The organism is Brevundimonas sp. AVps7, from assembly GCF_058681545.1.
Genome location: NZ_CM178742.1, coordinates 2,369,367 through 2,390,000 on the forward strand (window position 1 = coordinate 2,369,367; position 20,634 = coordinate 2,390,000).

General features: G+C 66.6%; 14 protein-coding genes, 1 tRNA gene and 2 rRNA genes (1 of these 17 cut by a window edge). 5 read left to right on the top strand and 12 right to left on the bottom strand.

Going from position 1 to position 20,634, the window contains the following annotated elements; genetic code table 11:
• Nucleotides 1–79: 79 nt before the first annotated feature.
• Nucleotides 80–808: a type 1 glutamine amidotransferase gene (locus ACW17Y_RS11810; protein WP_492035897.1), complete on the bottom strand. Its 729-nt coding sequence runs from the start codon at nucleotides 806–808 to the stop codon at nucleotides 80–82.
• Nucleotides 809–868: 60 nt separating this feature from the next.
• On the opposite strand from ACW17Y_RS11810, the gene ACW17Y_RS11815 reads away from it, so the two are divergent.
• The gene (locus ACW17Y_RS11815; protein WP_492035898.1) at nucleotides 869–1,183 is read left to right on the top strand and encodes an antibiotic biosynthesis monooxygenase family protein; all 315 of its coding nucleotides are present in this window, start codon (nucleotides 869–871) and stop codon (nucleotides 1,181–1,183) included.
• A 172-nt stretch (nucleotides 1,184–1,355) separates the two neighbouring features.
• On the opposite strand, the gene rlmJ is transcribed toward ACW17Y_RS11815, so the two are convergent.
• Nucleotides 1,356–2,174: a 23S rRNA (adenine(2030)-N(6))-methyltransferase RlmJ gene (rlmJ, locus tag ACW17Y_RS11820; RefSeq protein ID WP_492035899.1), complete on the bottom strand. Its 819-nt coding sequence runs from the start codon at nucleotides 2,172–2,174 to the stop codon at nucleotides 1,356–1,358.
• Between the two features lie 89 nt (nucleotides 2,175–2,263).
• On the opposite strand from rlmJ, the gene ACW17Y_RS11825 reads away from it, so the two are divergent.
• Nucleotides 2,264–3,283: a DNA topoisomerase IB gene (locus ACW17Y_RS11825; RefSeq protein ID WP_492035900.1), complete on the top strand. Its 1,020-nt coding sequence runs from the start codon at nucleotides 2,264–2,266 to the stop codon at nucleotides 3,281–3,283.
• Here the strand turns inward: ACW17Y_RS11825 and ACW17Y_RS11830 are convergent.
• The 4 genes from ACW17Y_RS11830 to ACW17Y_RS11845 form a co-directional block, all read right to left on the bottom strand.
• Nucleotides 3,280–3,729 carry an opioid growth factor receptor-related protein gene (locus ACW17Y_RS11830; protein WP_492035901.1) on the bottom strand — a complete coding sequence of 150 codons (450 nt, stop codon included), beginning with the start codon at nucleotides 3,727–3,729 and terminating at the stop codon, nucleotides 3,280–3,282. The genes ACW17Y_RS11825 and ACW17Y_RS11830 overlap by 4 nt on opposite strands.
• A complete protein-coding gene (tdh, locus tag ACW17Y_RS11835; RefSeq protein WP_492035902.1) occupies nucleotides 3,726–4,778 on the bottom strand; it encodes an L-threonine 3-dehydrogenase in 1,053 nt (350 codons plus the stop codon). The genes ACW17Y_RS11830 and tdh overlap by 4 nt, the downstream gene beginning before the upstream one ends.
• A complete protein-coding gene (locus ACW17Y_RS11840; protein ID WP_492035903.1) occupies nucleotides 4,778–5,974 on the bottom strand; it encodes a glycine C-acetyltransferase in 1,197 nt (398 codons plus the stop codon). The genes tdh and ACW17Y_RS11840 overlap by 1 nt, the downstream gene beginning before the upstream one ends.
• A 263-nt stretch (nucleotides 5,975–6,237) precedes the next feature.
• Nucleotides 6,238–7,143 carry a DUF4232 domain-containing protein gene (locus ACW17Y_RS11845; RefSeq protein ID WP_492035904.1) on the bottom strand — a complete coding sequence of 302 codons (906 nt, stop codon included), beginning with the start codon at nucleotides 7,141–7,143 and terminating at the stop codon, nucleotides 6,238–6,240.
• Between the two features lie 96 nt (nucleotides 7,144–7,239).
• Between ACW17Y_RS11845 and acs the strand changes: the two genes are divergently transcribed.
• Nucleotides 7,240–9,171, top strand: a complete 1,932-nt coding sequence (gene acs / locus ACW17Y_RS11850; RefSeq protein WP_492035905.1) for an acetate--CoA ligase — start codon at nucleotides 7,240–7,242, stop codon at nucleotides 9,169–9,171.
• A 195-nt stretch (nucleotides 9,172–9,366) separates the two neighbouring features.
• Here the strand turns inward: acs and ACW17Y_RS11855 are convergent, their stop codons facing one another.
• The 3 genes from ACW17Y_RS11855 to ACW17Y_RS11865 are packed head-to-tail and all read right to left on the bottom strand — an operon-like array spanning nucleotide 9,367 to nucleotide 15,241.
• Nucleotides 9,367–10,668 carry an alpha/beta hydrolase family protein gene (locus tag ACW17Y_RS11855; protein ID WP_492035906.1) on the bottom strand — a complete coding sequence of 434 codons (1,302 nt, stop codon included), beginning with the start codon at nucleotides 10,666–10,668 and terminating at the stop codon, nucleotides 9,367–9,369.
• Nucleotides 10,669–10,690: 22 nt separating this feature from the next.
• Nucleotides 10,691–13,834 carry a TonB-dependent receptor domain-containing protein gene (locus ACW17Y_RS11860; RefSeq protein ID WP_492035907.1) on the bottom strand — a complete coding sequence of 1,048 codons (3,144 nt, stop codon included), beginning with the start codon at nucleotides 13,832–13,834 and terminating at the stop codon, nucleotides 10,691–10,693.
• A 48-nt stretch (nucleotides 13,835–13,882) separates the two neighbouring features.
• Nucleotides 13,883–15,241 carry a dicarboxylate/amino acid:cation symporter gene (locus tag ACW17Y_RS11865; protein ID WP_492035908.1) on the bottom strand — a complete coding sequence of 453 codons (1,359 nt, stop codon included), beginning with the start codon at nucleotides 15,239–15,241 and terminating at the stop codon, nucleotides 13,883–13,885.
• Between the two features lie 215 nt (nucleotides 15,242–15,456).
• On the opposite strand from ACW17Y_RS11865, the gene ACW17Y_RS11870 reads away from it, so the two are divergent.
• Nucleotides 15,457–17,301 (top strand): sensor histidine kinase, encoded by a 1,845-nt coding sequence (locus ACW17Y_RS11870; RefSeq protein WP_492035909.1) that lies wholly within the window; start codon nucleotides 15,457–15,459, stop codon nucleotides 17,299–17,301.
• Complete coding sequence (locus tag ACW17Y_RS11875) at nucleotides 17,298–18,653, top strand: sigma-54-dependent transcriptional regulator (RefSeq protein WP_492035910.1); 1,356 nt, start codon at nucleotides 17,298–17,300, stop codon at nucleotides 18,651–18,653. The genes ACW17Y_RS11870 and ACW17Y_RS11875 overlap by 4 nt, the downstream gene beginning before the upstream one ends.
• Nucleotides 18,654–18,751: 98 nt before the next feature.
• Here ACW17Y_RS11875 and ACW17Y_RS11880 read toward each other — a convergent pair.
• From ACW17Y_RS11880 to ACW17Y_RS11890, 3 genes are all read right to left on the bottom strand, one after another.
• Nucleotides 18,752–18,828: transfer RNA gene (locus tag ACW17Y_RS11880), tRNA-Met, on the bottom strand.
• Between the two features lie 105 nt (nucleotides 18,829–18,933).
• Nucleotides 18,934–19,048 (bottom strand): 5S ribosomal RNA (rrf, locus tag ACW17Y_RS11885).
• Between the two features lie 75 nt (nucleotides 19,049–19,123).
• Nucleotides 19,124–20,634, bottom strand: a 23S ribosomal RNA gene (locus ACW17Y_RS11890) (it continues 1,272 nt past the right edge of the window).

The following is a 20,634-nucleotide window of genomic DNA, read 5'->3' on the forward strand; positions in this document are numbered from 1 at the left end:
TCTCTCCAGAAGCGACGTTCGCTGAACGTCACACTGGACCGATCTGCTGCCGACGGCATCCTCCAACGGGATGACGATTTCAGATTCCGCTGCCCTCTCCCTCGACCGGCGGAGGCGTCAGCATCAGGAAGGCGCGGATCCAGGCGGTCAGCACCGCCCGGTCGTTCGCCTTCGCCAGACTGGTTCGGGCCTCGTCCGCCAGCGCGTCGGGAATGCGAGTCCCCCGCCGGCTCTCCACCAGGGCGGCGGCGTAGTCGGGCTGGAACTCTGGATGGCACTGGAAGGACATGGCGTCATCCCAGGCGAGCCCGGCGAACGGGGTAAAGTCGCTCGCCGCGATCACACGTGCATCGGCAGGCGGGACCAGAACCTGGTCCTGATGCGAGACGGGGATGGCGATGGAGGCCGAGCGCGGGAACATCCACGGCTCTTCCGCGAGGACCTGATAGCGATGCAGGCCGACGCCCCAGCCCTTGTCGGACTTCGCCACGTGGCCGCCGAAGGCCTGGGCCATGATCTGATGCCCGAAACAGATGCCGACCAGCCGCGTCTGGCCCCGCGCCGCCCGAAGCCAGTCACTGAGAGGCGCGATCCACGGCAGGTCGTCATAGACTCCCGCCGCCGACCCGGTGACGATCGCGCCCTGAAATGCGCCAGGGTCCTCGGGCAACCGCCCCGCCTGGACGTCGAAGCGCACCGTCGCCACGCCCTCGCCGAGCAGGGCCCGGAACCGCGCAGGATAGTCGTCGAACGTATCCTTCAGCGCCTCGGGCGGCTTGCCGGTTTCCAGGATCGCGATCGGTTTCATGCCCCCATAGGTGAGGATGGGCGATGGCGGGACAAGGGCAAAGGCGCTACAGGCCCGCTCATGACCGAGCCCGACGCCGATATCGCCCCCGTGGTTCTGATCAATGTCTTCAAGGTCCAGCCCGAGAAGCAGGACGAACTGATCGACATGCTGGCCGCCCTGACCCGCGCCCAGGTCGGCCTGCCCGGCTTCGTTTCGGCCACCCTGCATCGGGGGCTGAACGGCAAGACGGTGGTCAATCAGGCCGTCTGGCGCTCTGTCGACGACTGGAAGGCGATGACGCGAACCGCCGCTGTCTCAGCCGCCATGCTGCCCATCATGGCCATCGCAACATTCGAACCCAACCTCTACGAGGCCGGCGAAGTCATCGAATAGGCCTGCGTCCGCTTCTGACGCAGCGGCATGCTAGCGAGAACCGGCCACGGTCTTTGACAATCCCGTCCCCTCTCTCCTGGCCTCCCGCAGCCGGACTCGGCGGACTCGGCGGACTCTTTTTCAGGAGTCCGGCAGGCTCCGGACTCGGCGGACTCATTTTTCGGGTGTCCGGTCAGGCCCGCCAGACTTGGGCCTTCGCCCCGGCGTCGCCCAGGGTCCCGGCGACCCAGCCGCAGATCTCCGCCGCCGCCGCATCCGCGCCGTCCGGCGGATTGACCACGACCATGGCGCAGCCGTTCATCTTCATCGGATTGGTCAGCGGCCTCAGCCGCGCCTCGGCCACCAGGGTCGGCGCGCCCGTCCCCGACGCCAGCCGACGCAGGAAGCCATCGAAGGTCTCGAGATCCTTCAGCGGCGTCCAGATCGCGACTACCGCGTTCGAGTCCGCCTTCACGATCGCGGCCGCCGTGTCTGCGGCTCTCACATAGTCGTCCGGTCGCTCGAACGGCGGGTCGATCAGCACCAGTGATCCCCCCGCCTGCCGGGCCTCCGCGAGGACCAGATCAAAGCCGTCGCCGATCTCGCCCCGGGCGGTCGGAAAGCCCGCCAGGCTCTGCCGCAAAAGGCCGGCGACCTCTTCGCGCAGCTCGAAGCCGACATAGGCGTCGGCGTCCTTCAGCGACCGCGCGACCAGCACAGGCGACCCGGGATAGAACCGAACCCCGCCGCCGGGATTCAGGGCCGCCACCTCGGCCGCCAGCGCCTCGATCAGGGCAGGCCGGTCCGCCGCCGCCATCAGACGCTCGACACCGGCCTCGGCCTCCCGCGACCGCGTCGCGTCGCCGGTCCGGTCGTAGAGCCCCGCCCCCGCATGAGTGTCCAGAACGACCACCGGCCCCGCCGCCTGCCGCGTCTTCAGGAGCCACAGGACAAGGGCGTGTTTGACCAGGTCGGCGAAGTTCCCGGCGTGGAAGCTGTGGCGATAGTTCATGCCGTTCCGTCCCCTCCCCGACACTTCGGGTCAAGAGGAACCACCGTATCGGCAGCGACGTTCGCCGTTTCTGATCCGGAGCCCGCCCGATGCCCGACGGCAGTCACGACTTCACCCAGGCCGTCGAGGTCCCCAAGGGCCTGACATACTGCAGCGATGCCTATCCCGGGCTGACCCGCGTCCGCTCGGGCAGTGGAGTCTCCATCCGCGACTCCGACGGCAGGGTCATTCGGGACAAGGCCGTGCTGGACCGCATCCGCACGCTGGCGATCCCGCCCGCCTGGACCGACGTCTGGATCTGCCCCCGCGCCACCGGCCATATCCAGGCCACCGGCCGCGACGTGAAGGGGCGCAAGCAGTACCGCTACCACGACGACTGGAGCAGCCACCGGTCGGGCAACAAGTTCGACAAGATGTCGGCCTTCGCCAGGGCCCTGCCCAGGTTGCGGGCCCGCGTCGAGACTGATCTCGCGTCCCGCGGCCCGACCCGCGAGAAAGTGCTGGCCACCGCTGTTCGCCTGCTCGAAATCACCCTGATCCGCGTCGGCAATGCCCAATATGCGAAGCAGAACCGCAGCTATGGCCTCACGACCCTTCACAAGCGGCATCTGGAGATGGACGGCGCAGCCCTGTCGTTCGCATTCCGGGGCAAGAGCGGGGTGGACCACAAGGTCAGCGTCCGTGACCGCCGCCTGGCCGCCGTCGTCCGGTCCCTGCGCGATCTGCCCGGCCAGCAGTTGTTCAAATATCGCGACGCCAACGGCCACCTGTGCCCCGTCACCTCCGACGACGTGAACGCCTACATCCGCGACGCCATGGGCGACCAGTTCTCGGCCAAGGATTTCCGCACCTGGGCCGGCACGGTCTCCGCCGCCCGCGCCCTGCGTGACATGGAGGCCCCGACTTCGGCCACGGATGCGAAGCGCAAGATCACCGTCTGTGTGAAGGCCGTCGCGGGCCTTCTGGGAAATACGCCGACGGTCTGCCGGTCGTCCTACGTCCATCCGGCGGTGTTCGAACTCTACGAGACGGGCCGGATCGTCGAGGTCCTGCCGGGCTCGGAGACCAAGGGCTTCGAGGCGGCCCTGATCAAGGCGCTGAAGGCCTAGGCCCGGGCCCAGAACCCCAGCGTCGGCTTGCCGATCGGCGAGCCCGCCTCCTCCACCCGCGCCAGGATGAGCGTCCGGAAGGCGTCGGCCAGCTCGTCGCCGCGCAGCAGGCGCAGCGACTTGATGATGCGGGTTATCCTCAGATGGTTATGGTCGCTCGCCGTCAGCCAGTGGCCGTTGCGATAGTAGAAGATCGCCAGCCGGTCGGTCGCAGCCGCCAGTGCAGCCTGGGCCGCCGGCGACTCGCGGATGGCCTTGATGTCTTCGTCGGTCAGCGTCGGCGCGTTGGGTTGCGCGCCTGATCGTTCCCGCAGGGGGAAGAGCCACTGGATGAAGTCGTGGACCTGCTCGATCGCCGGGTCATCCATGGACAGGACGTCGAAAACCTCCCGACCGGCGCCGTCGGTCCCGGCGCCGGTCAGGAAGTCGACGACTGCGCTGCTCAAGCGGCCCTGTCCCAGTCCAGAATGACCTTGCCCGACTGGCCCGACTTCATGGCGTCGAAGCCTTCGCGGTAGTCGGCATAGGACAGGCGGTGGGTGATGAGCGGTTCAAGGTCGAGGCCGGCCTTCAGCAGGCCCAGCATCTTGCGCCAGGTCGTGAACATCTCGCGGCCGTAGACGCCCTTGATGGTCAGGGCCTTCAGGATGATCGCGCCCCAGTCGGTTTCCATCGGCTTCGACGGAATCCCCAGCAGAGCCATGCCGCCGCCCATGATGAGGGTGTCGACGCATTGCTTGAAGGCGATCGGCGAACCCGACATCTCCAGCGCCACGTCGAAGCCGACCTTGAGGCCCAGTTCCTTCATGACGTCGCGGAGGTCTTCCTTCGTCGTGTTCACCGTGCGCACGCCCGGCGCGACCTTCTGAGCCAGCTCCAGGCGGAAGTCGTTGATGTCGGTCAGGACCACGGTCCGGGCGCCCGCGTGGCGCGCCACGGCCGCAGCCATCATGCCGATGGGGCCCGCGCCGGTGACCAGAACGTCCTCGCCGAGCAGGTCGAACTGCTGGGCCGTGTGAACCGCGTTGCCGAACGGATCCAGCATCGAGGCGACCTCGTAGGAGACGTCGTCGGGCAGCTCGATCACATTGAAGGCCGGGGCCACGACGAACTCGGCGAAGGCGCCCTGGCGGTTCACGCCGATGCCGCGTGTGTGCGGATCGAGGTGGAAGTGGCCCGCGCGGGCCGCTTCGGAGTTCAGGTCGATGACGTGACCTTCGGCCGAGACGCGCTGGCCGATCTTCAGCGGGCGGTTCACCTCCGAGCCAATGGCGACGATCTCGCCCGAGAACTCATGACCGGTGATCATCGGCGTCGGCACGTTCTTCTGGGACCATTCGTCCCAGTTCCAGATGTGGATGTCGGTGCCGCAGACAGCCGTGCGATGCACGCGGATCAGCACGTCCTCGGGGCCCGCAACGGGAATCGGCGCGTCGATCAGTTCGAGGCCGACCTCGGGTCGCATCTTGGCCAGGGCCTTCATGGTGTCGGTCATTAGTTGATCACTCCCAGTTCTCTGCCGGCCGTCGTGAACGCCGCGACCGCTTGATCGATATGTTCGAAGGTATGCGCCGCCGACATCTGCGTCCGGATCCGCGCCGCGCCGCGCGGCACCACCGGGAAGCTGAAGCCGATGACATAGACGCCGAGTTCCAGCATCCGCGCCGCCATCGTCTGGGCCAGCTTGGCGTCGCCGAGCATGACGGGGACGATCGGATGCTGGCCCGGCAGGAGGTCGAAGCCAGCCTCGGCCATCGCGCCCCGGAACCGGGCGGCGTTGGCGGTCAGCTGGGCGCGGAGCTTGTCGCCCTCTTCGCCCTGGGCGATGCGGATGGCTTCGAGCGAGGCGCCGCAGATCGAGGGCGCCAGGGCATTGGAGAACAGATACGGCCGCGCCCGCTGTTTCAGCAGTTGCACCACCGCCGAGGTGGCGCAGATGAAGCCGCCCATGGCTCCGCCCAGCGCCTTGCCGAAGGTGCCGGTGACGAAGTCGACCTTGACCCCGTGATGCGCATACGATCCCCGACCCTGCGGACCGAGGAATCCGGTGGCATGGCAGTCGTCGACCATGATGAGGGCGCCGTACTGGTCGGCCAGGGCGCGGATCTCGTCCAGCTTCGCGATATAGCCGTCCATCGAGAAGGCGCCGTCGGTGGCGATGACGATGTCGCGCGCGCCGTCAGCCCGGGCCTGTTTCAACTGCGCTTCCAGATCGGCCATGTCGGAGTTGGCGAACCGGTAGCGCTTGGCCTTGCACAGGCGGACCCCGTCGATGATCGAGGCGTGGTTCAGGCTGTCGGAGACGATAGCGTCCTCGGCTCCGAACAGGGGCTCGAACAGGCCGCCGTTGGCGTCGAAGGCCGCGGCGAACAGGATCGAGTCCTCGAAGCCGAGATAGTCGGCGATGGCCCGTTCCAGCTGCTTGTGGATGTCGAGCGTGCCGCAGATGAAGCGCACCGAGGCCGTGCCGGCGCCGCGCGCTTCGGATGCTGCGTTGGCTGCCGCGACCACGCGGTCGTCGCCGCCGAGGCCCAGATAGTTGTTGGCGCAGAAGTTGAGGACCTTGCGGCCCCCGACCTGGATCACCGGTCCCTGGCGCGATTCGATGACCCGCTCGGGCTTGGTCAGCCCCTGGGCGTCGATGTCGGAAAGCTCGGCCGCGACGCGGTCGTGAAAGCCTGTGGTTTGCATGGCGGGTGGCTACGCCCTTTCGCGAATGGATTCCAGCACGCCGAACCTCGCCCCTGCACAGAAACAGATCCGATCCGGACTCGAAAAAACAGTCCGCCGAGTCCGGCGAGTCCGGATCGGATCACCGTTCACTCGGCGACGATCGAAGCTCCGGATAGCAGACGCCGATAGTACGGTCGTTTTCAGGAGTGATTGATATAAACCCATCGAAAAGACCACGATTCTGATTTTCCAAAGGGAATCGGCGCATGTGTTGATGGGTATCAGGTCGTGGACGCCGCCGCGGCCGGCGCCGGACCCGGCTCTACGCCCGCCCGAAACGGATTGACCCGGATGCGCCCGCCGCAGGGCGTGAAGGCCAACGGAATGGCGAGGGCCGCCGTATCGCCGGGGATCAGCACCCGCACCCGCGCCGCCGACGGACAGACCCGCTCACCGGCGCCCTCGTTCGGCGCGACGTTCCAGGCGATGTCGAAGAAGGCCTTGCCGCCGACAGGAATGTTCACGGGCGTCGCCGTGTTCGGGTTCTGGTCCGACCGGATCGCGGTCAGGGCGCGACCCTGGGCGTCCAGCAGGCTGACGGCCGGATAGCCCGAGATACTGCAGGGCGCGGTCCCGGCATTGGTCACGCCGAAGACATTGACCCGGTTGCCGGCGCCCGCATCGCCGGTCTCGCTGTTCAGGCGCAGCTGGGCGGCGCGGCACGGCGTCGAGGCGGGCAGGACACCGCCTGGCGCAGGCTGGGGCTGCTGGCCCGGGACCGGCAGGGCCGGATTGGCCGACGGACGACTGCACCGTTCCAGCACGGCGACACCGACATCCTCGTTCGGGCCGAGGCGGCTGAGGGTCGCGCTTTCCGATCCGTCGCGGGTCGCGATCCACCATTCCAGGCCGGAGCCGGAATAGCGGGCGCCGGAGCCGGACGGCACCAGGCGCAGGGCATAGGTCTGGCCCTTGTAGGCGACGCTGGCCGTGGCTGTGTCGGGATACTGGAGCGTCACCGTCTGCCCGCTTTCACAGGCATAACCGGTCGCGGGAGCCGTCGGCGCGGGCGCCGCGACCGGGGGCGTCTGGTTGACAGGCTCGGCGGGCGGCTCGCCCTCGCGGGTGCAGGCGGACACGGACATCGCGCCGATGACTGCGACAACGAACAGGCGGTTCAGGCTCATGACGGTCCCCGGTGAATGCTGAAGGCTAACGTGGTTCTGCGCGATTGGCTCCCCTTCTCCCCCGGACCTCGCTAGGTTCGGATCAAGGAGACGCCCATGACCGACCAGGACCTGTATCCCGTTCCCTCCGACTGGGCCGAACGCGCCCATATGGACGCCGCCGGTTACGAGGCAGCGCGGATCGCGGCGCGGGACACGCCAGGCGCCTTCTGGGCTGAACAGGCCAGACGGCTGGACTGGATCACGGCGCCGACGGTCATCAAGGACGTGTCGTTCGACAAGGACGATTTCCGCATCCGCTGGTTCGCCGACGGGGTGCTGAACGTGGCGTACAACTGCGTCGACCGCCACCTGGCCGAACGCGGCGACCAGACAGCGATCATCTTCGAGGGCGACGATCCCTCGGTCTCGGGCGCGATCACCTATGCGGAGCTGCACCGCCAGGTCTGCCGCATGGCCAATGTTCTGAAGAACCTCAGCGTCGTGAAGGGCGACCGGGTGACCATCTACCTGCCCATGATCCCGGCGGCGGCCGTGGCGATGCTGGCCTGCGCGCGGATCGGAGCGGTGCATTCGGTGGTGTTCGGCGGCTTCTCGCCCGACAGCATCGCGGGGCGGATCGAGGACTGCGGCTCGAAAATCGTCATCACCGCCGATCAGGGTCTGCGCGCCGGCAAGACCATCCCGCTGAAGGCCAATGTCGACGAAGCCCTGACCAAGGTGGCCGTGGACAAGGTTCTGGTCATCGCCCACACGGGCGCCGACGTGCCGATCGTCGAGGGACGGGACGTGCGGTTCGAGGACGCTGTGGCGAGCGTCTCTGACGACTGCCCGTGCGAGCCGATGAACGCGGAAGACCCGCTGTTCATCCTCTACACCTCGGGATCGACGGGTAAGCCCAAGGGGGTGCTGCACACCACCGGCGGCTATCTGTTCTGGGTCAGCTACACCCACGAGCTGGTGTTCGATTACCGGCCGGGCGAGGTCTTCTGGTGCACGGCCGATGTGGGCTGGGTGACGGGACACAGCTACGTCGTCTATGGCGCGCTTTCGAATGCGGCGACGACCCTGATGTTCGAGGGAGTGCCCAACTATCCCGACAACCGCCGCTTCTGGCAGGTCGTGGACAAGCACAAGGTCGAGATTTTCTACACCGCCCCCACCGCGCTGCGGGCCCTGATGCGCGACGGGGACGAGCCGGTGAAGTCATCAAGCCGCAAGTCCCTGCGCCTGCTCGGCACGGTCGGTGAGCCGATCAACCCGGAAGCCTGGCGCTGGTACCACGAGGTGGTCGGGGACGGCCGCCTGCCGATCATCGACACCTGGTGGCAGACCGAGACCGGCGGGGCCCTGATCGCCCCCCTGCCCGGCGCGACAGACCTGAAACCCGGCTCGGCGACCAGGCCCTTGCCGGGCGTTGAGCTGGAGCTGGTCGATGCGGAAGGCGGCGTGCTGGATGGCGCAGCCTCCGGCAACTTGTGCATCACCGACTCATGGCCGGGTCAAATGCGGACCGTCTGGGGCGATCACCAGCGGTTTTTCGAGACCTATTTCTCGGCCTATCCCGGCAAGTATTTCACCGGCGACGGCTGCCGCCGGGACGAGGACGGCTACTACTGGATCACCGGCCGGGTCGACGACGTCATCAACGTCTCGGGCCACCGGATGGGCACGGCCGAGGTCGAGAGCGCCCTGGTCCTGCACGAGGACGTGGCCGAGGCGGCGGTGGTCGGCTTCCCCCACGACATCAAGGGCCAGGGGATCTACGCCTATGTGACCCTGAACAAGGGCGTGGAGCCGCACGACGATCTGAAGAAGGCGCTGGTCGCCCAGGTCCGCCACGAGATCGGGCCGATCGCGGCGCCGGACGTGATCCAGTGGGCGCCGGGCCTGCCGAAGACGCGCTCCGGCAAGATCATGCGACGGATTCTGCGCAAGATCGCGGAGAACGACCTCGGGTCGCTGGGGGACACGTCGACCCTGGCGGACCCGTCGGTGGTCGATGACCTGGTGAAGAACCGAAACTAGCGCCCCCTCTCCCCTTGCGGGAGAGGGGGATCGCGCACGACGGCGCAGCCGTCGTTCTTGCGCGGTCGGGTGAGGGGTGACGCCAGTCGTTGAAGGTCTGCGCTGCCGGGGTTCCTCACCGGCCAGACCCCGAGTCACCCCTCATCCGACCTCGCTTCGCTCGGCCACCTTCTCCCGCAAGGGGACAAGGGAAAGTTAGTTTGGCACGAACTCCGGATCGATCAGGCACGGTTGTCCATACGTCTCCGCCCGCGACTGACACGCCTCAAGCACATCCTCCGCATCCGGCTTCTCGCCTGTGTCCAGCCAACGGGTCATGGCGATCAACATCCCGGCGTACTGGGGGAGGCTGAGCTGGCTGTGCAGGGCCTCGGTCGTGAAGACCTGGCTCAGCAGGTTCGAGCGGCCGGCCTCGGCGACCGTCCGCGCATAGATCGCCTCGTGCGACACGAAGACCGTCGGGTCATAGCGGGCGTGCATCGTCAGGGTCGGCAGGACGATGTTCCCGGTCAGGTGGGCGTCATAGGCGAGCGCCGCGACGGCCGCCGGTTCGGCCTCGAACCGCTCGACGCCCTGGTTCAGCGCGACGTCGTCGTCCGAGCCCTGATAGGTCGTTCCTGCGTTGGAGAACGGATTGCCGCCGTCCAGCCGTTCCCAGACCATGTCCTGGAACAGGTTGGTGCCCCAGGCGAGGTGGGCGACGAGGCTATCAGCCGTCACCCCGACCACCGACAGGATGTTGCGGAGCGCGTCGGCCTGGGCGCGGGTGCGGGCCTCGGGCGGAAGACCGAGGCCCGTACATTCCTCGACCCGCGCGGCGATGTCGGCGCGGGGCATCGAAGCTCCCCCGGGCAGGCCCTGCCAGAGCGGGTACTGCGTCTCGGTCGGGCGCGGGTGGTTGCGGCAGTAGAACTGGTAGATGGCGCGCAGGTCGGCGCGGAAGGTGTAGCCGCGCGTGCCGCCGGCAAGCAGCCCGCTGGTCAGGATGACGCCGTCGTAGTTGCGGGCCCCATCGGCGGAGACGGCGTAGAGCTCCGCCGCCTTGGCGGCGACGTTGCCGCCCCAGGACTGGCCGTGGAGGATCGTGCGCTTCGGCTTGCCGAAGGCGTCCCAGACGATCTGGCGCAGGTCGTCGGTGTCGCGCGCGGCCATCCGCACGCCGTAGCCGCCCCGGCGGTAGGTCGAGCCGGCCCAGGCGTAGCCCTCCGAGACCATGACGGAGAAGCGTTCGAGGTCTTCGACCGGGTCGGCCCGCTGGGGCTCCGCCGTGCGCGGGCCGCCGTGGGCGTGGATGATGAGTGTCCCGTTCCAGTCGCGTGGCCAGGCGGTCCAGTACCAGGCGCCGTCCGCCGACCGGCCAGAGGAACAGGTCGTTCCGGCGGGAAGGCTGGCCGGGCACTCCGCCCGTTCCGGCGCGATGGCCTGGGCCGAGGCGGGCATGGAGCCCGCCCCGATCCAGCTCAGGCCTGCGACGGCGAGGATCGAAAGTCTATGCATCGTTCCTCTCCGCCCCAACGGCTCAGAACTCCTTGGCCATCGAGACGTACCAGTAGCGGCCGTAGGGGCGATAGAGCGAGCCGAGGTAGCCCGAGGACGACAGCGGCGGACGCTCGTTGGTGATGTTGCGGGCGCCGAAGCGGATGCGGCTGTTCGAGATGAAGCCGTTGTTCTCTTCCCACTCGTACTGGCCATAGAGGTTGCCGGTGACCTGGCTCTCGACCTCCCAGGCGTTGCCGGCGGCGTCGAGCAGGTTCGTGTCGTCGACCGCCGAGATGTACTGGGTGAAGGCCCCGACCTGCCACGGGCCTTGGCTCCAGGTCACCGATCCCGACAGCTTCCACTCCGGACGACCGTTCTGGGCCAGGAGGTTGCTGGAGTCGGGCAGCGGCGTGGCGGCGTTGATCGTACCGGCTGCGCGGGCGGCATAGAGGGCATCCACCGCCGGGCCTGCTTCACGACCGAACTTGATCAGCTTGGCGGCGTCGATATTGACCCGGAAACTGCCCAGCGGCGTGTTCCGCAGACGCCAGTTGAAGCCGATGTCCATGCCCTCGACGTCCTGCGGCAGCAGGTTGACGAACCGGTCCGAGATCGAGGTGATCACGCCCGCCGGCGTAAGACCCGTACCGGCAAACAGGGCGATGTCGTCAGCGTTGACCGGCGCGCGCGTGACCAGCGGGTTCGAGCGACCCTGGACCCGCTCGGCGTAGTCGAGGACCACCGCGTTCGCGCCGCCAAACAGACCGACGATCTTCTCCTGCTGGATTCTCCAGCGGTCGACGGTGAAGGTGAAATCACCCCACTCGGCCGGGATGAACTGGGGCTGGAAGACCACGCCATAGGACTGGTTCTGGCTCTCTTCCGGCTCCAGATCCGGGTTGCCGGAGACCAGCAGGGAGGCGCCGATGGAACGCGAGCAGGCGCCGAAGGTGGCGATACGCCGGGCCCGCAGATCGGCCTCGCAGCGGATGTAGTCGGGGTTGGTCGACAGGCGGCCATAGGTGGCGGTGTTGACCTGTTCCAGGTTCGGAGCGCGGAAGCCTTCCGAGTAGGAGCCCCGGATGCGCAGGCCGTCGATGATGTCCCAGGCGGCGGCGACCTTGGGCTTGGCGACGTTGCCGAAGTCCGAATAGTGCTCGGCCCGGCCGGCGATCTGGAGCTCCAGATTGTGGACCAGCGGGATGTTCATTTCCGGTGATACGACCGGGATCGCGAGTTCGACATAGGCCGAGGTCACGGAACGCTCGCCATGGGTGTCGGAGTTCTGGCTGACGGCGATGACGTTCGACAGCTGGACTGCGCCGGTGACCGTGTCGCGGAACGGGTTGGAGCCGTCCAGGTTCGAATCGCGGTCGTCGTCCTGGGTCTCCCTGCGCGCCTCGAAGCCAAAGGCCAGGCCGACGTCGCCGGCGGGCAGGCTGAACAGGTCGGGACGCGAGACCTTGAAGTCGTAGAGGGCCAGGGTCGTCTTGCTCTCACGCTTCAGGGTGAAGGTGATGGCGTCGAGGGCCGTTTGCGAGCTGGGCGTGCAGTCGCCGAAACTGGTCTGGGCGATACAGCCGCCGCTGAACGGGTTGTAGGCGTCCGGCGTGGACAGGGCGAGCGAGGCCTGCAGCGCCTGGGTGTTGACGGCGAGGGACTCATCGACCGCCTCGGCTTCCGAATAGAGGAGCGCCGTCTCCCAGTCCCATCCGCGCCACTCGCCGCGCAGACCACCCAGGGCGCGCGCCTGGTAGTTGGTGACGTTGACCTTCTGATAGCCGGCGTCGACGAACCGGTACTGGTTCAATGTGATGGCCAGGCCCGTCACCGGCACATTGGTGAGGCCCGAGATACGGTTCGGGTTCACCCGGCCATCGGAGAAGGTCACCGGACCGAACGGGTTCCAGTAGTTGGTCGTCGGAATGGTCAGGGTGTTCAGGTTGATCACCGGCGGCTGAACGCGCTGGGTGTCGGCCGTATAGTAGCCGAGCTCGCCGAAGGCGGTGACACTGTCGCTGATGTCGTAGTGGCCCTGAAGGAAGACGTTCAGGCGCTGGGTGTCGGGCAGGATCGTCGTGCCCGGGGCGGTGTCGAAGCGCAGGTCGCGCTGGACGCCGTTGAAGTTCAGGGCGCCGGAGCCGAGGCAGATGTTGGCGTCACTGGCATTGGGAACAAGACAGCCCGTCAGGGTCGTCGGCTGGATGTGGAAGGCGCCGGCGGCCGTGGTCAGGGAGGTCGTGCCGCGACGGATCGCGGTGGTCGCGCCGACCACCGCGAAATTGCCCCAGGCGCCGCGCGTGTTGCGGAAGTCTGGCGTCAGGCTGGAGGAGAAGTCCGGATCGCCCGCGAACAGGAAGCGCAGGTTGTCGGTCGCCGTGAACTCCTGATCTTCGGCCTGCAGCGCCGAGCGGTCGGTGTAGTCGATGTAGGCCGAGACATTGCCGCGTTCGAAGTCCTTGCCGGCGAAGACGCCGAGGTTGAACTCCTTCAGATGGGTGCCCTCAGCGCCACCGTACTGGGCGTTCATCTTCAGGCCGTCGAAGTCGTCCTGGAGCACGGTGTTGACCACGCCCGCGACGGCGTCCGCGCCGTAGATGGCGGCTGCGCCGTCCAGCAGGACCTCCAGACGCTCGAGGCCCGTCACCGGAATGGCGTTGGAGTTGTAGCTGAGGACCGGGACCGTGCCGGTGTCCGACGTGCCCTGGCTGGTCGGGTGCTGCACGATGCGGCGGCCGTTCAGCAAAACGAGGGTGTTGCCGACGCCGAGCGAGCGCAGGTTGACCGAGTTCACGTCGCCGCGCGCCGCGTTCGAGGTCTGGGGGTTGTTAGCGGCCGAGAACAGGACGTCGCCCATTTGGGGGATCGAGCGCAGCAGGTCGTCGCCGTTGACGGCGCCGGTGGCCAGGATCTGTTCTTCGCTCAGCACCGTGACCGGCAGGGCGGCGGTGACGTCCGCGCCCCGGATCTGCGAGCCGACGACCACGATGTCATCGACCGAAGAGGCGTCGTCGCCGTTCTGCGCAGCCTGATCGGCGATCGACTGGGCGGCCTGCGACAGCTGGGTCGAAGAGGGCACGGGCGCCGGCGTCGGGATTTGCGTCTGGGCCAGGGCGGCGGGCGCCAGGCTCAGAAGGGCGGCTGCGGCGGTGGTCGCCAGCATCGCGGTCCTGTTGGTGTTCATGTTCATCCTCCCAAAGTCTTTTTTGTTTTCAGGCACGTGAAAAGCGTTTCAGTCGCGAGCGACCACGAGGTCGTCGCCGGGGCCGGCGGCCGGATCGGGCTGAGCGGCCAGAGGACGGGGCGAACCGTCGAGCGCCTCGCGCAGGGCGTCGCGGTCCAGCTCACCCTCCCAGCGTGCGACGACGATGGTCGCCACGGCGTTGCCGATGAAGTTGGTCAGGGCCCGGCACTCGCTCATGAACCGGTCGATGCCGAGGATCAGGGCCATGCCGGCGATCGGCACGGTCGGCACGACGGCGAGCGTCGCGGCAAGCGTAATGAAGCCCGCGCCCGTGATGCCCGCCGCCCCCTTGGAGCTCAGCATCGCGACCAGCAGCAGCAGGATCTGCTGCTCTAGCGTCAGGTCGATGTTCAGCGCCTGGGCGATGAACAGGGCGGCCATCGTCATATAGATGTTGGTGCCGTCGAGGTTGAACGAATAGCCGGTCGGGACGACGAGGCCGACGACAGACTTCGAAGCGCCAGCCCGCTCCATCTTCTGCAGCAGGCTGGGCAGGGCGGCCTCGGACGACGATGTGCCCAGCACCAGCAGCAGCTCTTCCTTGAGGTAGCGGATCAACTTGAAGATCGAGAAGCCGTTGGCCCAGGCGACCGCACCCAGTATGCCGACGACGAAGATCGCGGCCGTCAGATAGAAGGTGGCGACCAGGGCGATCAGGTTGGCGATCGTCTCGATCCCATAGGCGCCGATGGTGAAGGCGAAGGCCCCGAACGCCCCGATCGGCGCCGCCTTCATGACAATGGCGACCAGTTTGAAGAAGGCCGCGCTGACCGATTCCAGGAACGTCAGGACCGGCCTGCCGAGGTCGCCGACCGAGGCCAGGGCGATGCCGAACATCACCGAGACGAACAGGACCTGAAGGATGTTGCCGGTCGAGAAGGCGCTGGCGAAGGTGTCGGGAATGACGCCCAGCAGGAAGCCGATGATCGTCGTCTCATGCGCGGCGGTCGAATATTGGGCCACCGCACCGGCGTCGAGCGTGGCGGGGTCGATGTTCAGTCCACGGCCGGGCTGGACGACGTTGCCGACCACCAGGCCGACGATCAGGGCCAGGGTCGAGAAGACGAGGAAATAGGCGAAGGCCTTGGCCGCCACCCGGCCGACGCGACCCAGATCGCGCATGCCGGCGATGCCCGTGACGATGGTCAGGAAGATCACCGGGGCGATGACCATCTTCACCAGCTTGATGAAGGCGTCCCCCAGAGGCTTCAGGCTCTCGCCGAACGCCGGCCAGAAATGACCGATCAACCCACCGAGCACGATCGCGCCCAGCACCTGGACATACAGGTGCCGGTACCAGGCGCGCGGCGCGACGGACGCATGACCTTGATCGCTCGAAAGCTGCACTCGACCTCCCGTGCGACCGAGGTCGCGTCGTTTCCGCACGGTCTGACGCCGTGTCCAAGGCCTCAGTTTGGCCGTCATTGAGCCAGCAGCCAAACCGGAGATGAATTCAATCAAGTCGCTGTTGTTGTTGACTTTGATTGGCTTACGCGCAGATTGTGTCCGGAAGTTCGGCCACACATATGGCCTTTCTGTGCGGAATTCCGCATGCTTCACGGATGACGGCGTCACCGCTTGATCGACTCTCCAGCCTTGCCTCCAGCCGGTCCTCCCGACCATGGCTGGTCCTGTTGCTGTGCTGGCTGGCGGCCTCCGCCCTGGCCATGACGGCCGCCGGAGAACTGGCCCGGCGCGACGCCCGGGCCGACCTGGCGCGTCAGGCCGACGCCGCCGCCGCCCTCCACGCCGCCGTCCTGCGCAGCGAGCTGGAGAAGCACCGCTCCCTCCCTGTCGTCCTGTCCCAGGACCCCGAGGTGGTCGGTCTTGTCGCCGGCGAGGGCAGGCAGGCCGCCGACATCGTCAGCGCCAAGCTGGAAACCCTCGCCGCCCAGACCCGCGCCGCCGCCATCTATGTCCTGGACCGCAACGGCGTCGCCCGCGCCGCCAGCAACTGGCGCCAGCCGACCAGCTTCGTCGGATCCGACTACGCCTTCCGCCCCTATTTCCGGGGCGCCATGCAGAACGGACAGGCCGAGTTCTTCGCCCTCGGCACCGTCAGCGGACGCCCGGGCCTCTACCTCGCCCGCCGCATCGGCACGGCCGCCGCGCCGATCGGCGTCGTGGTGGTCAAGGTCGAGTTCGACGCCCTCGAAGCCGACTGGCGCGGCTCCGGCGAGCCCGCCTATGTCACGGATTCCCGTGGCGTCGTCCTGGTCACCAGCGTGCCGGAATGGCGGTTCCGCCGCAGCCGCGACCTCACCGCTGCCGAGCGAGCAGCCATCCTGGACGACCAGACCCTGACCGGTCAGGCCCTCGCGCCCCTGCCCTTCGACAGCGAGGCGACCGGCGCGCACCGGATCGTCCGGGCCGCCGCGGGCGGCCCCTCGACCGAGTGGATCCTCGCCCACACCGAAACGGACACGCCGGGCTGGACCCTGCATCTGCTCGACCCGATCGGCGGGGCCATCGTCGCCAATGTGCTCAGCGCGCGGGCGGTTGCGGGCCTGTTGGTCACCCTCCTGGCGGTCGGCGCCGGCGTCCTGCTGCGTCGGCGGCAACAGGCCATGGCCCGCGCCGAGGCCGAGGAGCGGGCCCGCGCCGAACTGGAACGCCGGATCGACGAACGCACCCTGGAATTACGCGCCGCCAACGGCCAGTTGAGTCGCGAGATCGACGAACGCCGCCGCGCCGAGGCCAGCCGCGAGGTGCTGCGCGAAGAACTGGTCCAGGCCAACAAGCTGGCCACCCTCGGCCAGATTGCGGCCGGCGTGGCGCACGAGATCAATCAGCCCGTCGCCGCCATCCGCACCCATGCGGACATCGCCGCCGCCTATCTGGATCGCGACGATCCCGACGCCGCGCGGCGCAGCCTGGGGCGCGTGGCCGAGCTGACCGGCCGCATCGGCGTCATCACCGACGAGCTTCGCGCCTTCTCTCGCAAGAGTACGCAAGGGATCTCCGCCGTCTCGCCCGCCGCCGCCATCGACGGTGCGCTTCTGCTCATCGGCGGGCGGTTGCGCGAGGGCGCGGTCGAACTGGTCCGCACCGGTGCGGCCGATCTGCAGGTTCAGGCCGAGCCGATCCGACTGGAACAGGTGATCGTGAACCTGATCCAGAACGCCTTCGAGGCCATGAGCGACGCCGGAACGCCAGAGCCTCGACTGACCATCGATGTCGCGCGCAAAGCCGGACGGGTCGAGATCGTCATCGGCGACAACGGCCCGGGGGTTGATCCCAGCATTGCCGCGGCGCTGTTCACACCCTTCGTCACCACCAAGTCGGCCGGGCTGGGCCTCGGCCTCGTCATCTGTCGCGACATCGTCGCCGGCTTCGGCGGCGAACTCAGCCTGCGTCCCGGCAAGCCCGGCGCCCGGTTCGTGATTTCGCTGAAGGCCGCCGCGTGAACTTCTCCCGCCCGCGCTGCGTCACCCTGATCGACGACGACGACGACTTCAGGGACGCCCTGCTGGAGCGGCTCCAGCTCGAGGATCTGGAGGTTCAGGCCTTCGCCTCGGCCGAGGCCGCGCTGAAGGTTCTGGGCGCAGACTATCCCGGCGTCGTGATCTCGGATCTGCGCATGCCCGGCATGGATGGTCGTGGATTGCTCGCGCGGCTTCAGGCGCTCGACGAGGGGCTGCCGGTCGTCATGATCACCGGCCACGGCGACATTGCCGACGCCGTCGATGCCCTGCGCAACGGGGCCTATGACTTCGTGGCCAAGCCGTTCGACTTCGGCCGGCTGGCCGACAGTCTCAACCGGGCGCTCGAGAAGCGCGGGCTGGTTCTCGACAACCGCGCCCTGGCGGCGGAGGTCGGCCGGGTGACGCCGGACCTCCCCCTGCTCGGTTCCAGTCCGGCCATCGCCCGACTGCGCACCGTCATCGAACAGGTCGCGGACGCCGGAATGGACGTCCTGATCGAGGGTGAGACGGGCGTCGGCAAGGAGGTCGTCGCCCGCGCCCTGCACAACAGCGGCCGTCGTCGCGTGCACCCGTTCGTCGCGGTCAACTGCGGCGCCCTGCCGGCCGGTCTGATCGAGAGTGAGATGTTCGGCCACGAGCCGGGGGCCTTTCCCGGTGCGGTCAAGCGCCGCGTCGGCCTGATCGAACAGAGCCATCGCGGCACCCTGTTTCTCGACGAGATCGAGAGCATGCCGATGCCCGCCCAGGTCGCCCTGTTGCGGGTGGTGGAACAGCGCGAGATCCAGCCGCTCGGCGGATCAGGCCCGCGCCAGCTGGACCTGCGAATCCTCGCCTCGTCCAAGATCGACCTGAAGCTCGCGGTCGAGCGCGGGCAGTTCCGCGAGGATCTGTACTACCGGCTCAATGTGCTGAAGCTGAGAGTCCCGCCGTTGAGGGAACGTCGCGAGGACGTGCCCCTGCTGTTCGCCCACTTCCTGGCGCGGGCCTCTGGCGATCGCCAGCGCACGCCGCCGCCGATGAGCACAGCCGTGCGTCGCACCCTGATGGAGCATGACTGGCCGGGCAATGTCCGTGAACTGGCGCATTTCGCCGACCAGGTCGCCCTGGACATCGATGCTCCGACGGCGATCGGCTCGACCGAGGAAACCCCCGGCGGCCTGGTCGACAGGCTGGAGCGGTTCGAGAAGGCGGTGCTGGAGGAGGCGCTGCATCGCCATGCGGGCGACATCGTCGCCATCACCGACGCGCTGAGGCTTCCGCGGAAGACGCTCTACGACAAGTTCCGCCGCCACGGCCTGCGGCCGGGCGACTTCCGCGCGCGATATGCGGGCTGAAATACGAAGAGCCCGCGCTCTTGGCTTCAGGCTCAGGCTTTGCGCTGACGCCCAGACAGCAAAAAGCCCCGCGGGTGACCGACGGGGCTTTGAGATCTTGGGTGCGGGAGCAGGATTTGAACCTGCGACCTTCAGGTTATGAGCCTGACGAGCTACCGGGCTGCTCCATCCCGCGGCAAGAGCGGCTTTGTGAAGGAAGAAGTTCGAGAGACACTGGGCTGAAGTCGCGCAAAGCGCGTTAGCCCGGACAGACGTCACAATCCACATATCCGCTTGGTAGACCCGGCGGCGACCTACTCTCCCATGCCTTGAGACATAGTACCATTGGCTCTGGAGGGCTTAACGACCGAGTTCGGGATGGGATCGGGTGGGGAACCTCCGACATAACCACCAGGTCAACCAAGCGGATATGTAGATTGTGACGAGAAGACATTGTCGTATTCGAAAAATCGAATGAGTTTTGCTGAGAAACGATCAAGCCGATCGGATTATTAGTACCAGTAAGCTTCACGCGTCGCCGCGCTTCCACACCTGGCCTATCAACGTGGTAGTCTTCCACGATCCTCAGCGAAGCCTTGTTTTGAGGTTAGTTTCCCGCTTAGATGCTTTCAGCGGTTATCTATTCCATACTTAGCTACCCTGCTGCACAACTGGCGTCATGACAGGTCCACCAGAGGTATGTCCATCCCGGTCCTCTCGTACTAGGGACAGATCCTCTCAAGCTTCGAACACCCACGGCAGATAGGGACCAAACTGTCTCACGACGTTCTGAACCCAGCTCACGTACCACTTTAATCGGCGAACAGCCGAACCCTTGGGACCTGCTCCAGCCCCAGGATGTGATGAGCCGACATCGAGGTGCCAAACTTTGCCGTCGATATGGACTCTTGGGCAAAATCAGCCTGTTATCCCTAGAGTACCTTTTATCCGTTGAGCGATGGCCCTTCCACGCGGGACCACCGGATCACTATGGCCGACTTTCGTCTCTGCTCGACTTGTCAGTCTCGCAGTCAGGCGGGCTTATGCCATTGCACTCGACGACCGATTTCCGACCGGTCTGAGCCCACCATCGCGCGCCTCCGTTACACTTTAGGAGGCGACCGCCCCAGTCAAACTACCCACCACGCCATGTCCCGGGACCGGATAACGGCCCTCGGTTAGACGTCAACGACAGTAAGGGTGGTATTTCAAGGATGGCTCCACCAGAGCTGGCGCCCCGGTTTCATAGCCTCCCACCTATCCTACACATACGGTCGCTAACGCCAAGGCGAAGCTATAGTAAAGGTTCATAGGGTCTTTCCGTCTGACCGCGGGAACCCCGCATCTTCACGGGGAATTCAATTTCACTGAGCCTGTGCTGGAGACAGTGGGGAAGTCGTTACGCCATTCGTGCAGGTCGGAACTTACCCGACAAGGAATTTCGCTACCTTAGGACCGTTATAGTTACGGCCGCCGTTTACCTGGGCTTCAGTTCGTCGCTTTCACAACTCCCTTTAACCTTCAGGCACCGGGCAGGCGTCAGACCCTATACGTCGCATTGCTGCTTCGCAGAGCCCTGTGTTTTTGCTAAACAGTCGCTACCCCCTGGCTTGTGCCACTCTGCAAAGGTTGCCCTAAGCAGAGTCACGCTTATTCCGAAGTTACGCGTGCAATTTGCCGAGTTCCTTCAGCACAGTTCTCTCAAGCGCCTTGGTATGCTCTACCTGACCACCTGTGTCGGTTTCGGGTACGGTCTCTGCTGGAGTTATTTCCAGGGACAACTTCCCTGCCAGGACAATCCAATAAGCCCTGACAAGTTGCGCCATCCGTCACTTCCAGCTGGTGCAGGAATATTTACCTGCTTCCCATCGACTACGCTTTTCAGCCTCGCCTTAGGGGCCGACTAACCCTGCGCAGATTAGCTTTACGCAGGAACCCTTGGTCTTTCGGCGGGAGTGTCTCTCACACTCCTTATCGTTACTCATGTCAGCATTCTCACTTC